General features: G+C 43.1%; 11 protein-coding genes. 3 read left to right on the top strand and 8 right to left on the bottom strand.

Annotated features, from left to right (window positions below):
• The first annotated feature begins 177 nt into the window (after positions 1-177).
• The gene (locus tag FIS9605_RS0107200; protein ID WP_026731989.1) at positions 178-1,566 is read left to right on the top strand and encodes an ABC transporter ATP-binding protein; all 1,389 of its coding nucleotides are present in this window, start codon (positions 178-180) and stop codon (positions 1,564-1,566) included.
• Positions 1,567-1,656: 90 nt separating this feature from the next.
• Here FIS9605_RS0107200 and FIS9605_RS0107205 read toward each other — a convergent pair whose 3' ends face one another.
• The 4 genes from FIS9605_RS0107205 to ctpB all read right to left on the bottom strand — a co-directional run bounded on the left by FIS9605_RS0107205 (position 1,657) and on the right by ctpB (position 6,337).
• A complete protein-coding gene (locus FIS9605_RS0107205; protein WP_026731990.1) occupies positions 1,657-2,352 on the bottom strand; it encodes a response regulator transcription factor in 696 nt (231 codons plus the stop codon).
• A gap of 622 nt (positions 2,353-2,974) precedes the next feature.
• Complete coding sequence (locus tag FIS9605_RS36460; protein ID WP_231510258.1) at positions 2,975-3,484, bottom strand: GAF domain-containing protein; 510 nt, start codon at positions 3,482-3,484, stop codon at positions 2,975-2,977.
• A 336-nt stretch (positions 3,485-3,820) separates the two neighbouring features.
• On the bottom strand, positions 3,821-4,789 hold the full coding sequence (locus FIS9605_RS0107215; RefSeq protein WP_026731991.1) for a glycosyltransferase: 969 nt from the start codon (positions 4,787-4,789) through the stop codon (positions 3,821-3,823).
• 207 nt (positions 4,790-4,996) lie between these two features.
• The gene (gene ctpB, locus FIS9605_RS0107220; RefSeq protein WP_026731992.1) at positions 4,997-6,337 is read right to left on the bottom strand and encodes a carboxyl-terminal processing protease CtpB; all 1,341 of its coding nucleotides are present in this window, start codon (positions 6,335-6,337) and stop codon (positions 4,997-4,999) included.
• A gap of 307 nt (positions 6,338-6,644) precedes the next feature.
• On the opposite strand from ctpB, the gene FIS9605_RS0107225 reads away from it, so the two are divergent.
• Positions 6,645-7,343 carry a YdcF family protein gene (locus FIS9605_RS0107225; protein WP_026731993.1) on the top strand — a complete coding sequence of 233 codons (699 nt, stop codon included), beginning with the start codon at positions 6,645-6,647 and terminating at the stop codon, positions 7,341-7,343.
• A 40-nt stretch (positions 7,344-7,383) separates the two neighbouring features.
• On the opposite strand, the gene FIS9605_RS0107230 is transcribed toward FIS9605_RS0107225, so the two are convergent.
• The 4 genes from FIS9605_RS0107230 to FIS9605_RS42465 all read right to left on the bottom strand — a co-directional run bounded on the left by FIS9605_RS0107230 (position 7,384) and on the right by FIS9605_RS42465 (position 12,112).
• Complete coding sequence (locus FIS9605_RS0107230; protein ID WP_026731994.1) at positions 7,384-9,873, bottom strand: single-stranded-DNA-specific exonuclease RecJ; 2,490 nt, start codon at positions 9,871-9,873, stop codon at positions 7,384-7,386.
• A gap of 5 nt (positions 9,874-9,878) precedes the next feature.
• The gene (locus tag FIS9605_RS0107235; protein WP_026731995.1) at positions 9,879-10,514 is read right to left on the bottom strand and encodes a GNAT family N-acetyltransferase; all 636 of its coding nucleotides are present in this window, start codon (positions 10,512-10,514) and stop codon (positions 9,879-9,881) included.
• Positions 10,515-10,611: 97 nt separating this feature from the next.
• Entirely contained in the window at positions 10,612-11,442 is an 831-nt protein-coding gene (locus FIS9605_RS0107240; protein ID WP_026731996.1) for a PD-(D/E)XK nuclease family protein, read from the bottom strand.
• Positions 11,443-11,770: 328 nt separating this feature from the next.
• Positions 11,771-12,112 carry a hypothetical protein gene (locus FIS9605_RS42465; protein ID WP_026731997.1) on the bottom strand — a complete coding sequence of 114 codons (342 nt, stop codon included), beginning with the start codon at positions 12,110-12,112 and terminating at the stop codon, positions 11,771-11,773.
• Positions 12,113-12,242: 130 nt separating this feature from the next.
• Here FIS9605_RS42465 and FIS9605_RS36465 point away from each other — a divergent pair, with 130 nt between their 5' ends.
• Positions 12,243-15,203 carry a pentapeptide repeat-containing protein gene (locus FIS9605_RS36465; RefSeq protein ID WP_035139439.1) on the top strand — a complete coding sequence of 987 codons (2,961 nt, stop codon included), beginning with the start codon at positions 12,243-12,245 and terminating at the stop codon, positions 15,201-15,203.
• The last annotated feature ends 38 nt before the right edge of the window (positions 15,204-15,241 follow it).

Below are 15,241 nucleotides of genomic sequence, written 5' to 3' on the forward strand. Positions count from 1 at the left end.
TCCAAGGTAGTTTGGTTGTTATAATGAAGACTATTTTTTTAACTTTTCGTATTCACCACAAACGTGTATTATGAGCGCTAAATCATACTTGTCCTTTATTATTTGTCTTTACCAATGACAAATGACTAATGACAAATGACCAATGACCATTGACCCTTGCTGTTATCTGAAAAACTCGTGGCGCAGGTAGTATTAGAAAACGTTTACAAAAGTTTTCCTCCTCGTAGAGGGGAAGGTGTTACTACACCAACTCAACTAACACTCAAGTCTGGGAATAATAGTGATGTAACTGCCCCAAAAGGCGCAGATAGTGTGAATGTCTTGCGGCGGATAAACCTTACCGTGGCAGATGGTGAATTTATGGTGCTGGTAGGGCCTTCTGGTTGTGGCAAAAGCACCTTGCTGCGGTTAATTGCTGGGTTAGAACAGATGACAGGAGGCAATATCTGGGTAGGCGATCGCCTAATTAACAACCTTCCGCCCAAGGAACGAGATATTGCAATGGTGTTTCAAAATTACGCCCTCTATCCCCACATGACCGTGTATGACAATATTGCTTTTGGATTGCGACGGCGATCGACAGTAGATGGGGAGATAGGGAGATGGGGAGATAGGGAGAGACTCGCCCCATCTCCCCACCACCCCACCACCCCACCATCATCTTTAACAGTTTGGGCTGAAAATTTACTTGTAGCGTTGACAAGAAGTTTACCAAAAGGTCTCCGTTATATTTCTGGGAAAGAACGGGGAGTGGATGAACAGGTGCGGTATGTTGCCCAACTTTTGCAAATCGAAGCACTGTTAAATCGCTTACCCAAGCAGTTATCTGGCGGACAAAGGCAACGGGTAGCATTAGGAAGGGCGATCGCGCGTAACCCGCAAGTATTTTTAATGGATGAACCGCTTTCTAACTTAGATGCTAAATTGCGTGCAGAAACCCGCGCCCAGATTGTCAAACTGCAACGCCAATTGGGAACAACGACGATTTACGTTACCCACGACCAAACCGAAGCGATGACAATGGGCGATCGCATTGCCATTCTCAATCAAGGTCAACTCCAACAAGTTGCCCACCCATTAGAACTTTACAACCGCCCCGCTAACCTGTTTGTGGCTGAATTCATTGGTTCACCGCCAATGAATTTTATCCCCGTGGAATTTCATGCGCCTCTGTTAATTACCAATGGCGATTTTCGTCTGACCCTACCAGATTTTTGGGGAAATGCCTTGCAAGAATACGACGGACGCACCTTAATTTTAGGCATTCGTCCAGAACATTTGATTTTGAGCGCGCCTGCTACCAAAAATCTGCCAGTCCAAGTTGAATTAGTAGAAAACCTTGGCAACGATACCTATCTATCTACAAAACTCATCGGATCTGGTTTTCACAAAGTCCCTATCTCCAACAATTGTTTGCAAGTCCGAGTACCTCCAGACCGCTTTTTACGTATTGGTGAGGAGTTATGGTTGTCCCTAACACCAGAGAAACTTCACTTTTTTGACCCAGAAACTGAACTGGCGATATTTCCCAAGAGTTCATCGCCTTATTTACCATTTGATAAGTAAGTACAGCTTGGCTAAAAATGAAACGCCCCAGGATGCAGAGTTTCAGTGCAAAATTTCAATCGGGTTTCATTTTCTTCTTCCAATTTTCCCTTATTTAGCAAGACCATGCTCAAGAGCAAAACGAACTAACTCGGTACGGCTATTAGTACCAGTTTTACTAAACAAACGGCTGACGTACTTCTCAACATTGCGGACGCTGGTTTCCAAGCGACGGGCAATTTCTTTGTTCATCAAGCCTTCCGCTACTAAATTCAAAACACTTTGTTCTCGGGGAGTCAAGTCAATTGTAAAAGGTGGTGGGGATTGGGCGATCGCGCTTCTTTGAGTCAATAAAGCTTTAATTTGGGCAATTTGATTGGCTAAATCGGCAATATCAGGTGTTTCGCCCTCTTCTGTGGTTGCTTGAGTTTTGGTAACACGGCGAGTAAGTAAGTTTTCGACGATTGCCACTAACTCATCAGGATCGAAAGGTTTGGGCAGATAGGCGTCAACACCAGCTTGATAACCTTGGATGCGATCGGTCGTCATACCTTTAGCAGTTAAAAATATTACTGGCAGCGCTCGAAAACGAGGGTCTTCACGCAATTGCTTCAGAAACTGATACCCATCTACCTGAGGCATCATAATGTCAGAAATCACCAAGTCAGGTGTACTTTGCTGCATCAATTCCCAACCTTCACGAGCGTTACTGGCAACCTGAACGCTGAAACCGCTTTCTTGTAAATAATCTTTTACTGCTTCACGCAATCCCGGCTCATCATCTACCAGTAACAGTTGTGCTGACATTTACTGTTTCCTTTCCTCAACTCTATTTACAATTTAGCGAAAATTAGCAGGCTCTTGTTAACTACAGACAAAGGAAAAGGAAAGTATCGCCACTAGCTAAAATAATCTTTAGGGATTACCAAGAAATAAATTATCCCTTCTTGTGGAGTGGGCGTCTCGCCCGCCCTTGGTTATGGGCGGACAGGATGTCCACCCCACAAGAAAAATTGTATGTTTTTTTATTTGGAAGTCCCTTATAAAAATTATGTCTTTATAAATTTAAAAACTCTAGGAATAACAAACCAGTATAGAGCAAATACACTCTCGCTAGTTCAAATGTTTTTGAGTACATATTGTTATTGAGCTTCAACGGGGACACTTTATGTCCCCGTTGTCTTATCTCTCTATCTCTTGGAAACTCTTTCGCTGGTAATTACACTACATGAAATATAGAAGGATTTTCTTGCCTAGAACCAATCCGGCTTTGTGCAAAGCCTGCTAATTTCAGTACTCGCACTGTCAAAGTAGAAAAATTCCATGCGAAGACTTGATGCAGAGTATTAAAGTAGGAGGTGCGTACTTTGAAGCCGAAGACCTCAAAGCAATTTACGCGATCGCGCTCAACTTGCTCTACATTAAAAAGCTATGTATCTGTTACCATCAAACCGATACGATGTGCAACTAGTTGCAGTTGCTCTATATCACGCTCAGTAAATTGATGGGACTCAAGAGTACCAACGTGCAGTACTCCGACCATATCCTGTTTGAGCGGCACTGGTATGCCGACAAGCGATTTCAGATCCTTTTGACGCAAGACTGGACTGACTACCTCTACCTTCGATAAGTCATCGACTATCATAGGCTTCTTGTTTGCGGCAATGCGACCAGCTATGCCTTGTTTGATGGGAATACGGATCTGTTGTTCTATCTCTTCCTCAAGTCCGATGCTGGCATACACACCCAAATTCTGTTGCTCCTTAACTGGTAGCAGGAATGTAACAGTATCAACAGACATATACTCTCGCAACCACTCAAGCAGCTTTTGGAGGGATGTAGAAAACTTTGTGGTTATCTTGTTCTGCTCCCCATCGATAAATACATTCCAACCCCTGTAGGAGTTAGGTAAACCAGTGCAGTCTCCCCAAAATACCATTACTTACACTCCAGTAAATACAAAGTTTATAAATTGCAGTAGGATGCCCGAAAATTATAACTTGATTGTAAATATTGAATACGGCGATCGCATGATTAAAATCAAGTGGAAATTTCCGCTAAATAGTACTATTTACACTTGAATTGAACAAGCCAAAAAAAGTTCCTTTTCCAACTCTTTTTTGATAATAGTTTTGCTATCGAAGTTGAGACAACAGCACCGAGCGAACTAAATGCAGCCATTCTGAAATAACTAGAAAGACTGGTTCATACCATCCTTAATTATTTAGATGATTTAATTAGTAATAAATAACTAGCAATTACAAACCAAAAATTTTCAGATATTTTCGATTATCGTTGCTTTTTTCGGCAATTTAGCTTCCCTTTGCCCAGCAGTACGCGCTCTCGCAGTAAACAATCCAATGGGAGTATTTAATAAGTCTACAAGAGAAGCTTTGCCGGCTAAAGCCTTGAAACTATCTCTTGGTAATTCCTTCAATAACCAACGCGCTAACCGATAGCTGCATTCTTTTAGTGTAATGTCTCGCATTAACTCTATGCCGTACAACTCGTGCAGATAGCGATTTGAACGTCCATAGCGCCGCCATTGACTTTGTAATTCCCTAAGTGTAGTACGGTGGCGGTGTTGTACGATCGCCCCAGAAGCAAATTCCAAACGCCCGATATTTTCCCGTTGAATCCGCCAGCAGATATCGGCATCACCCCCGGTGGTAAGATAGGGACGAAACAAACCCGCTTTTTCTAAGGCTTGCCGCCTAATCGCCAAATTCGCAGTTTGACCGTAGGGACAAAACTTATGGGCAAGTGTATGTTTTTGCGATAAGGTTTCTTGGCGCTCAGCAAATACTTCTAGCAAGCTTTGTCCGGGTAGTGCCGTAATTTCACCCGCGACAATTGCTACGTCATCATTGACAAAAGGCACAATTAATGCATGTAACCACTCTGGTTGAGGGCGACAATCAGCATCAGTAAAGGCAATTATCTCACCACTAGCGGCGCGAATACCTGTGTTGCGGGCGGCATAGGAACTTTGAATTTGCTTTTCGCTTAAAGGACGAATTAGTAAAGGGGAACTTTCGGCTGTTTGTTGCAGGAGAACATAAGTGCGATCGCTACTATTATTGTCTACCAGCAAATATTCTACCTGTTGTTTTGGGTAAGTTTGAGCCAACAAACAATCGATTAACTCTGGTAAATCTGCTGCGCCATTATAAATAGGAATAACCACCGATACCTTGGGTAAAAAAGCATCGGTGGTAACTGTGTTAACTAAATTGTCATTCATAGATTTGAGATTTTGGATTGGGAATTGTTAGTGGATGATTGTTGATTGTTGATGGTTGGTTGTTACATAGACGAGGCTGCGCGGTCTTGGGGGTTTCCCCCATGAGCGACTGCGAACTCGGAGGGCTTCGGTGCACGGTACAACAAACAACTAACAACAAACAACTTTCTAATTCCTAGTATTCCCAAATCCTCATCTTGACTAAAGCTAAAATCGCAAATCACTAGCGCCAAAGCTTGTCGGTTTTTGGGAGGTTTGATTTTGCAAAGGTTGGGCTAAGCGATTGTTGGAGAGAATTGTCAAAGCACGGGTATACTGAGGATCGTTTTGAGTTCCCAACAAATTTGGGTTAGATGCTAACTGGCGTTGTTGTTCTTGTGTCAAATCTAATTTAATATCTGGTGCAATTCCCTTATGGTTAATATCTGTTCCTTTAGGAGTGTAATAATGGGCAATGGTAATTGCCACACCGGAACCATCTGCGAGTTCATGTACTGATTGCACTAAGGCTTTGCCAAAGGTTTTACTGCCGACTACTATTGCTCGTTTATTATCTTTGAGTGCACCTGCGAGGATTTCGCTGGCGCTAGCTGAATTATTGTCTACTAAGACCACCAAGGGGCGATTTGTGAGAGCCGTGTGATTGGCTTTGCTTACTTCGCTTCCACCTTTGCGGTCTACCGTACGGACAATTGAACCATCGTTCATCCACATCCGGGCAATTTCAATACTCGATTGCAACAAACCGCCGGGATTACCACGTAAATCTAGAACAAAGCCATTTACTTGCTTGCCGTTCAAATCGCGGATAGCTCGTCGCATCTGGTCTGAGGCGTGAGCGCTGAACTCTCGCAAGCGAATATAACCAATACGGCGATTACCTTCTTGCTTCAGTTCATAACGCACTGTGGGTACTTCAATATTAGCCCTTGTCAACTTCAGATCAAAAGCACTCCGTCCATCCCTTTCCAAGCGCAAAGTCACCATTGTACCCGCCCGACCGCGAATCAGCTTGGAAGCATCTTCGATTTTCATCTGACCGGTGGGTTTGCCATCAATTGCCACAATCTCATCTCCAGGCTTGATTCCTGCCTTGATTGCTGGCGAATTTTCTAAGGCTTCTACAACCACTAGTCGCTTGTTTGTTTCATTCACCTCCATCCGAATGCCAATTCCAGAGACTTCCCCAGATGTTTGGCTGGTTAAGGCTTCAAACTGTTTGGGATCCATGAATCGAGTATATGGGTCCCCTAGCTTTTGTAAGGCTTCGCGGATAGCAACGTAAGCTTCTTCACGGGAAGAATAGTTTTTGCTCAACAGGCTCAATCTCATTGTTTGCCAATTTTGGCGGTTAAAAGAGCCGTCTACATATTCACGATTTACTAGTTGCCAGACTTGGTCAACTACTTGTTTTGGGCTATCTTGTAGTGCTGCCCGAACAGAACGACACCAACCCGGCCCAAATACAGACAGTGTAGCTGTGGTGGCGATCGCCCCCCCAATCAAAGCTACTTGCATTGGCGAGTAACGTTTTGCAGATTGTTTCATGTATATTAGCTGGAATACATTGTGTTGTTGACAGTTTAGCAATCAGAGCTTTCCAGAAATTGATAGTTGTCCTGTTAGACTATACTTTCTTCATCCTTTTATCCTTTAAGTTTTCCTGAAAATACTGGATTATTTTTCAAGGACTTTTCCCGCATTAGTCAACTTGCTCAGTCAGCTTACTGCATTAGTATGACACTTTCATCAGTGTCACAATTGCACTCATTATTACCTAATACCAATTATTGCTGGATTAATTAATTCTAAAGATTAAAAAACTTAAGTAATTTAAATTTTATATAAAAAAGCCATGAACCGTAAAGTTAAAACTGTTAGAAGTATTCCCTCTACAAATTCATTAGGAAATAAGTCACAAATTTTACAAAAATTTGCGATAGGACTCAGTGTTATCATTGGCGTCTGGCTTGTGTCTATAACAATAATTTTAGTTTCAGTTTCCTCTAAGCCAGTAGATGCATTTTTTGTACTTGGTGGCAGTATTCAGCGGGAAATATATATAGCCAAGTTAACAAAACAATCCCCACCAACCCCAATTTTAATTTCTCAAGGTTCTCCAGATCCATGTATTTGGCTAATTTTTGAAAGAGAAGCAGCTTCAATGAGAAATGTTTGGTTGGAGAAATGTGCTCGTTCAACTTTTGATAACTTTTACTATGCTATCCCTATTTTGCGTCGCTGGCATGTGAATAAAGTTATGCTAGTTACTTCCCCAACACACTTGCCAAGAGCAAAGTGGTTAGCACAAATTCTTTTGGGCGCGCATGGCATTTGGGTAGAAACAGAAACTGTACAAGAACAAGGTATTCCTGGTAATCGCGAGTCTTGGCCAAAAACTGGACTGGATGTAACGCGCAGCTTGGTTTGGGCAGGGTTAAGTCAGATCATTCAGCCACAATGCTCGCAAGTCATAAAACTGACAGATGTGAATATGGAAGCTTGGCAGCGTCGCGGTTTTAAGTGTGAGCGACAGGGGAATCTTAAATTATGAATTATGAATTATGAATTATGAATTGGGAACTTGCCGTGATTCATCGTTCAGCGTTCATAATTTTTGCGATCGCTTGAATAGTTGATAGAGGTACTTCGGCGAAATACTCGCGCTGAAATTGTTCTTCGCGGACGGCGGCTAAAAATTTGGCAATGGCAATCTCTGCAAGTGTTGATTCAGGGTTTGGCTGCTGGTTGATGTGCAAATTACGATCTTGTCGCTGGACGATAAAACCCACAGATTTCAAAGCTTTGAATCCTAAATACAAACTTTGGTCACTGATACCGAGTTTCTGTAAAAATTGGATGCGGGTGGCTGATTGATTAGTACGGCTGAGATATTTAGCAATTCCTACGAGTGTGAGCCATATTTCCTCTGGGGGTTTGTGTTTGGGTTTAGACCATGCGATCGCCAATGGTTGTTGATTGTAAAGCGATCGCCTCAACCACGCTCGTAAATCATCCCAACTAGTAGGGCATTCTTTTAAAAGGAGTGGAACAGATGTAGAGACGCGCCATGGCGCGTCTGGGATATTGCGCCAGTCCAAAATTAATACTGAGTGGTGAGTGAGTCGTGTAGATGTTTCACTAGAACGTACCGCAATTAATCGAATTTCGTAGCGTTTTTTAAAGGTATTGTAGTCTAATTCTGCAATGCAATCACATCGTCCCAATGGCAATTCATCCTTATAATGTCCCCACCACACACCGGGGAAAGGGCTTCTTGTAGAATCATCGCGAATATCAAACTCGGTTTTTATGTACTGTACCTTTTTCCCCTGCCAATCCTGCTGATTGCGATGCCAAGCATTTTCAAACCAGCAGTTTTGAATTAGCAATTTTGGTACAGGATTGCCCATACCGCAGGGTTCCAAGAGTTTCAGTTCCAAAAATAACTCTTTCCCTAAATCTGCTACCGTTACCGTCAAGTCTGCTTGCACTGTTGGTGCTTGAGTTGCACCGCCCAAAGTTTGCCGTAACTGTTGGTTAATCGCCTCTGTAAACAAAGGAATATTCTCTACAGGTAGACTCAAACCCGCGGCATAAGGATGTCCACCAAAACGATGCAACAGATGGGCTTGATTTTTCACGAGTTGGTATAAATCAACCGAGTTGACTGAACGGGCAGAACCTCTTGCTAAAAGAAGATGGGGTGGTGGGGTGGTGGGGTGGTGGGGTGCTTTTTTCTCCCCATCTCCCAATCTCCCCATTGCCGACGGACAGTCGCCCCAAGTCGGGGAACCCGCCCACGGCGCTGTCCTCCCTAATCCCCACTCCCTGGCGGTCGTGGGGGCCCCGAGTTCCCCATCTTGCCTTTCACCTATCCCCTCCGTACTCAACAAAATCGTCGGTCTTCCTGTCTCCTGCGCTACCTGCCCTGCTACCAAGCCCAAGACACCAACAGCCCACTGGGGGTCTGACAAGACGATGACGCTGGTGGTGGATAAGTCCATTTGGCTGAGCTTTTGGTTTACTTGCTGGGCAACTTCTTTTTGTAAGGACTTGCGGCGGGAGTTTGCTAATTCTGTTGCCTCTGCTAGCTGATTGACACGCTTGTGGTCGCGGCTTGTCAGTAATTCTACGCAAAAACTGGCATCTCCTTGAATGCGGCTAACAGCATTAATGCGGGGGCCGAGACCAAAAGAAATATCTGTAGGGCGATCGCCACTTTTCTGGCACAACTCCAACAATCGACCTACTCCCGGACGTCGCCGCTGGGTCGGAGTTTTTTTAAAATCTTCTTGCAGTCGCCCAATTCCCAACTGTGCCAAATAACGACAATCTCCACTCAACTGCACTAGATCGGCAATTAGACCTACTGCTACTAAATCCCACAAATCTTCTAGAGGCTGTTGCGGGATATCAGGCAAAGCTTGATACAGGGCTTCCACCAACTTGTAAGCCACCGCAACCCCGGAAAGATGAAACAACTGATGGTCACTTGGCAAATAGCGAGGATTGATGATGGCTGTGACTGGCGGACGCTCTACTGGCAAGGTGTGGTGATCGGTAACAATAACATCGATATCTTGCTGCTTTGCATAAGTAATTTCACTAATATTTGTACTACCGGTATCGCAAGTCACGATTAACTTACAGCCTTGCTCGCCTAAATTGTCAATGCCAGGACAGTTAAGTCCGTGAGATTCCGTAAGTCGATTGGGAATATAGTAAATTAACTGCGTATTTTGCACAAAGAACTGACCCAAGCCATCCCACAATACAGCAGTGGAAGTGATACCGTCAGCATCGAAATCTCCCCAAATGGCGATTTTTTCAGCTGCTTTCCATGCTTTTTGCAACCGTTCTACTGCCAGTTGCATTTCTTGTCCAAATTCAAACGGACTCGCTGATTGATAAGTTTTGGAATCAAGGAAAGCTGCAAGCTGTGGGATTCCCCGTATACCTCGTTGCCATAGCAACTGCGCTGCATACTGTCCGCTGGATGCGGATACGTATTGCTTGACAGCTTGCAGGAACCATTCGGGTGGTTGTTCAGTTGAGGTCAAAATCCACTGCTGTTCAGGCATATTGTTTATACGGGAGAATCTTCTTGGCGTTGAGATTCACTCATGAGGACATTAAGGGCAACTTCATTAGTAATAGCTTCAGCTTTACGAGTGCGGATAGGACGCGATGATTTCCTATAACCTGCTCTTTCGGCTTTTTGACGTTCGTAATCAATTAGTCTGCCATAATATTCATGCCTGCTTAAATTCATCGACAAGAAAACATGTTGGCGGATATTACCAAATCCTTTGCGGCGAAAAAACTTCACCGCTGGAACATTTTCTGGATCGGTGTCTACCAACATAAATCTAGCCCCATCTTCGATCATGCGGGCAATGACAGTATCAACTAGTTTATCTCCCACGCCACGCCGTTGAAATTTTGGACTCACTCCTAACCAGAGAATATATCCATAAGTCCAGGATGCCTTTGTGATGATAGTTCCTAAAACAAATCCTGCTAGTTCCCCATCAATTTCGGCAACAAGACAGTATTCTGGATCGGTGTTGTAAAGTCCAATCACTTCCCACTCATCCCAGCAACGATATAGATAGGGATATAAATCGCTGGTAAATAATTCTTCTCCCAAATGATAAACAGGGGCTATGTCATCAATTCCTAATTCGCGGACATAAACCGCATCAAATTCATCTGAATGCATAAAATAATATTGTTGTTTGTTTTTTGTTGTTTGTTGTTTGTTGTTTGTTGTATGGAACAACCATTAACAAACAACTACCAACCATCAACAAATTCCTTCACAGGGATACCTCTTGGATCGTAGCGAGATTCAGTAAGTTAGTGCCCACTGGATGTGAAGGAGATTTTGCTTTTGATGTTTGTTCAGAATTAAGCTGAGGGCGATCGCACCTCTTCGCAAATTGGCAATATTCACAAGCTTTGCTACCCTCTGGCACTTGCGGAAAATCTTTCCCCTGATAATAATTTTCCAGCCAACGAGTTAATTTACTTAACAGTTGCGTAAGTTTTTTAGCCGTTTTCTCATGTTGGGCGGTATTATAACTAAATTTTATACTCTGTGGTTTACCTTCAGACTGGACAAACCAGTACGTCATTGAAATATTTTCTGGCTGATAATCGCTGGTTTCAGCTAATACGTACGTATAAAGGCGTGTCTGCCAATTTTGTTCTAACTTACGTTTATTGGGCAGTTTAGGATGAGTCTTCCAGTCGAGAATTTGTGCTTGCTGGGGATCTGCAATCAATAAATCGTAGACAACTGTGAGTAAATAATTTTGTACTGGCAACGTGCGATAGTGTTCGCTTTCTCGAAAAGTTTGGTTGTCAGTCGCAGGCGTTAAAATTTCTGGTGCTACATTGGCAAAAGCTGTCATCCAATTTTGCAGCTGTGCATCGGCTTGTAGAAAACTATCAATTGGCAAACCCATTTCTCGCTGCTGCATCAGCAGGTGAAAGCGACTCCCCAAAATCTGATGTTCTTCACGTTCCGGATCGGCAGGAGAATAAAGTTGTTCCAAGTAAGAGTGTTGGAACTGACGCGGACAACGTTCTAAGAGATTAAGTTGTCCTTGGGAAAGTCGCAGTAAGTGAGTTTGATTTGACGTCATTCTATTAGAATAACAAGATCCTACCTCTAGTACGCAGATGATATGCAAAGGCGGTTTGCTAGGTACAGCTTTGGTAGGGAATTAAAACGCAGAGGCTCGCAAAGGAGAACGCAGAGGGGAGGCAGCGCGTTGGAGGGTTTCCCCCCAACCCCACTGACGTGGGGGCCCCGCAGCCCCCCGTTGTAGCGACTGCCGTCGCGCGGAGTCTTGGTGCTAAAATTTCGCTATGAATTTATGTAATGTTGTAATAAGAAAACTGGCAAGGTGCAGTTCGAGATTTCCGAAGGTGTAGAAATTATTTCGGCGTTTCAGGTTTCCAAGTAAAAATTTAGGGCTTTGAGTTGGAAGGTTCAAGTGTAAAGCTTGACGTTTCTTGTTCAAAGCTTAAATTTTGCTGTTTCAAGTGAGAAGTTTCTCGTTTCAAGTGAGAAGTTTCTCGTTTCAAGTGAGAAGTTTCTCGTTTCAAGTGAGAAGTTTCTTGTTTCAAATGAGAAGTTTCTTGTTTCAGATGAGAAGTTTCTTGTTTCAGATGAGAAGTTTCTTGTTTCAAGTGAGAAGTTTCTTGTTTCAGATGAGACGTTTCTCGTTTCAAGTGAGAATATTGGAGTTTTGAGAGCGATCGCAATTCTTCTTCATCAGCATGTGCAGTTTTTGACTCAATCAGATGCACGCGATGATTCCATACTAGGCGTCACGACTTCACTGACAAGTGCTACAGGATGTAATTTTCAGAAAATCATCCATAAACGGTTGTTTAAATAGATAACAGATAAGCTAAATATTTTTAGCAACATACCTATATGAACAGCCGTTCTGGATTTTCAGTCAGTAAGCCTGTGGCAGTGTGGAATAAGTATAAATCTATAAAGGCAGATTTTAAGGAACTCTTCAAATCACTCGGCAAAGCAGCTATAGATGGTGTTCTTGGTAAATGGGATAGTGTAGCCACCGATTTTGTAGATGTTGCAGCATCATTGGGTTTTGCAGAAACACCGGAAGAAATTGCCTGGGTACTAATTTATCGCTCTTTGATACAGGCAATGCTAAGTTTGGTTGAGGGAAATCAAGAGTTAATAGTCAAAAAGCCAAACCTCACTGACCTTGGAGTGATATGTAATTTTCGCTTAGACCTCTCCCTGGAAAATATGGAATTGCGTATTGACCAGGATTTTTTTCAGAACCCCAAACAATTACCAATTTTAGAAGCAATTAAAACTCCTTTTGCCCAATGGTTAGAAGGCTTTGGCGTCACTCCAGCGCAAGCAGAAACAATTGTTCATCGTCTGCCTACCTATTTTGTGTTTGCGCTGCATGAAGAGTGGGCAAAACATCCTGACAAATACGCCTGTTTAAAAGAGGAACTCGATACTCCCTTCACTCAAGCCAACGAACGAGAACAAGCATGGCAACGTTATGGCGCTTGGCTGCAAAAACAAGTTGAAGAACCAATATTTTTAGAAGCCTTTGGCTTGAAACAAGTTTATGTTCCTTTGCGTGCTTATTATGAAAAACGCAAAGAACAAGGTCAAGACAATCAGATCGAACGAATTGTTGTTGACTTAGAAACAGAACTACAAGCTTGGTTAGATGAAGCTAACCGCACCGACGCTATCCGGGTGATTAGTGGAGGCCCGGGAAGCGGGAAATCTTCTTTTTCCAAAATGTTTGCAGCTAAACAAGCAGAGAGAGGAAAGGTTCCAGTATTATTTATTCCTTTACACCTTTTTGATCCAAAAGATGATTTAGTTAATGGAGTAGGCAAGTTTATCAAATTAATGCGTAGTATTCCTCTGCCTGTCAATCCTTTGGAAGAAAGTAATACTGTCTCACGCTTGCTGGTTATTTTTGATGGTTTGGATGAGTTGGCAATGCAGGGCAAAATAGCCGAGGAAGTTGCCCAAGAATTTGTGAATGAAGTGCAAAAACAAGTAATTGGTTTTAATTCGTCTCAAACTTGCTTACAAGTTCTAATCAGTGGTCGGGAACTCGTAGTCCAAAAGAATCAGAGTGAGTTTCGCAAGCCGAAGCAAATCCTGCATATTCTGTCCTATTTTGTTACTCAAGAAGAGATAAGGGAAAAGAATTACATTGATGAACACAAATTTTTACAAGTAGATCAAAGACAGCGTTGGTGGCAGTCTTATGGTAAAGCTAGCGGTCGCGGATATACTGGTTTACCAACAGAATTAGACCAAGGTCATCTGAGAGAAATTACTTCCCAACCCTTATTAAATTACCTAGTTGCCTTGAGCTATATACGAGGTGAACTGATATTTTCTGAGGATAGCAACCTGAATGAAATTTATGCAGATTTATTAAAGCAAGTTTATCAGCGGGTTTGGGCTGATGAAAATTTAGCAATTAAGAATCCGGTACTTAAGGGAATTGAGGAAGAAGATTTCATTCGCATCCTAGAAGCAATTGCTGTTGCTGCCTGGCATGGGGGAGATGGAAGGACAACAACAGTTATAGAAATTGAAAAGCATTGTGACAGCGATATCCTGCAACGTGTTTTAGAGATTTTTAAGCAAGATAAAAAAGCTGGTATAACTCGGCTTTTAACTGCCTTTTATTTTCGACAAACAGGTTTTAGAGAACGGGAAGAAACCTTTGAATTTACTCACAAGAGCTTTGGTGAGTATCTGACAGCAAGACGCATTGTGTGGGAATTAAAGCGTCTGTATGAAATGCAGGAAGTTAGCAAAAATAATCGCTATGTTAGTTGGAATGAGAAAGAGGCTTTGAAAAACTGGGCGATTTTGTGTGGCCCCAACAAAATGAATGAGTACCTGTTTAACTTTTTAGTCGATGAAATGCGGTTGCAGGATAAATCTCAAGTTGGCAAATGGCAGCAGATGCTATGCCATTTATTTAGTTTCATGCTGCGTGATGGAATGCCGATGGAAGAATTAAAGTTACCTAATTTTAACGAAGAATATCGACAGGCATGTAACGCCGAAGAAGCACTGTTAGCTGTGTTGAATGCCTGCGCTAGAGCCACAAAAAATCTTTCTCAGATTAAATGGCACTATTCAGTAATAAAAACTTCAGAGAAAACATATTTTAAAGATTTTGGTGCTTGGATTTCTAGGTTGCATAGACAAAGAGTAGATTTTGATAAGGATGTGTTTTGCTTAAAGTGCTTGAGCTTTTTAGATTTGCAAAACTGCATTCTCATCCTCAAAGATTTTTATAAGGCGAATCTTGAAGGGGCGAACCTTGGACAGGCAAACCTTGAACGGGCGTACCTTGTAGGGGCGAACCTTGAATGGGCGAATCTTGAAGGGGCAAACCTTGAAGGGGCGAATCTTGAAGGGGCGAATCTTGAAGGGGCGTACCTTGTAGGGGCAAACCTTGAATGGGCAAGTCTTGAAGGGGCAAGTCTTGAAGGGGCGAACCTTGTAGGGGCGAACCTTGTAGGGGCGAACCTTGTAAGGGCGAAGCTTGTAAGGGCGTACCTTGTAGGGGCGAACCTTGAACAGGCGTACCTTGTAGGGGCGAACCTTGAATGGACGAACCTTGAAGGGGCGAATCTTGAAGGGGCGAATCTTGAAGGGGCGAATCTTGAAGGGGCGAATCTTGAAGGGGCGTACCTTGGAGGGGCGTACCTTGGAGGGGCGAACCTTGAACGGGCAAACCTTGAACGGGCGAACCTTGAATGGGCGAACCTTGAACGGGCAAAGCTTGAATGGACGAACCTTGAAGGGGCGATCCTTGCAGATGCGAATTTTAAAGGAACAATTCTTGAGAGTAAAGACTGAAGCGATGAAAAAGGCGATGGGGAGGTGGGGAGAAAATT

Source organism: Fischerella sp. PCC 9605, assembly GCF_000517105.1.
Taxonomy (GTDB): Bacteria; Cyanobacteriota; Cyanobacteriia; order Cyanobacteriales; family Nostocaceae; genus PCC9605.

Excerpts from the sequence above, each read along its gene's own strand:
- FIS9605_RS0107205 (WP_026731990.1), bottom strand. The coding sequence starts at position 2,352 with ATGTCAGCACAACTGTTACTGGTAGATGATGAGCCGGGATTGCGTGAA.
- FIS9605_RS0107215 (WP_026731991.1), bottom strand. The coding sequence starts at position 4,789 with ATGAATGACAATTTAGTTAACACAGTTACCACCGATGCTTTTTTACCC.
- FIS9605_RS0107225 (WP_026731993.1), top strand. The coding sequence starts at position 6,645 with ATGAACCGTAAAGTTAAAACTGTTAGAAGTATTCCCTCTACAAATTCA.
- FIS9605_RS0107230 (WP_026731994.1), bottom strand. The coding sequence starts at position 9,873 with ATGCCTGAACAGCAGTGGATTTTGACCTCAACTGAACAACCACCCGAA.
- FIS9605_RS0107235 (WP_026731995.1), bottom strand. The coding sequence starts at position 10,514 with ATGCATTCAGATGAATTTGATGCGGTTTATGTCCGCGAATTAGGAATT.
- FIS9605_RS0107240 (WP_026731996.1), bottom strand. The coding sequence starts at position 11,442 with ATGACGTCAAATCAAACTCACTTACTGCGACTTTCCCAAGGACAACTT.
- FIS9605_RS36460 (WP_231510258.1), bottom strand. The coding sequence starts at position 3,484 with ATGGTATTTTGGGGAGACTGCACTGGTTTACCTAACTCCTACAGGGGT.
- FIS9605_RS36465 (WP_035139439.1), top strand. The coding sequence starts at position 12,243 with ATGAACAGCCGTTCTGGATTTTCAGTCAGTAAGCCTGTGGCAGTGTGG.
- ctpB (WP_026731992.1), bottom strand. The coding sequence starts at position 6,337 with ATGAAACAATCTGCAAAACGTTACTCGCCAATGCAAGTAGCTTTGATT.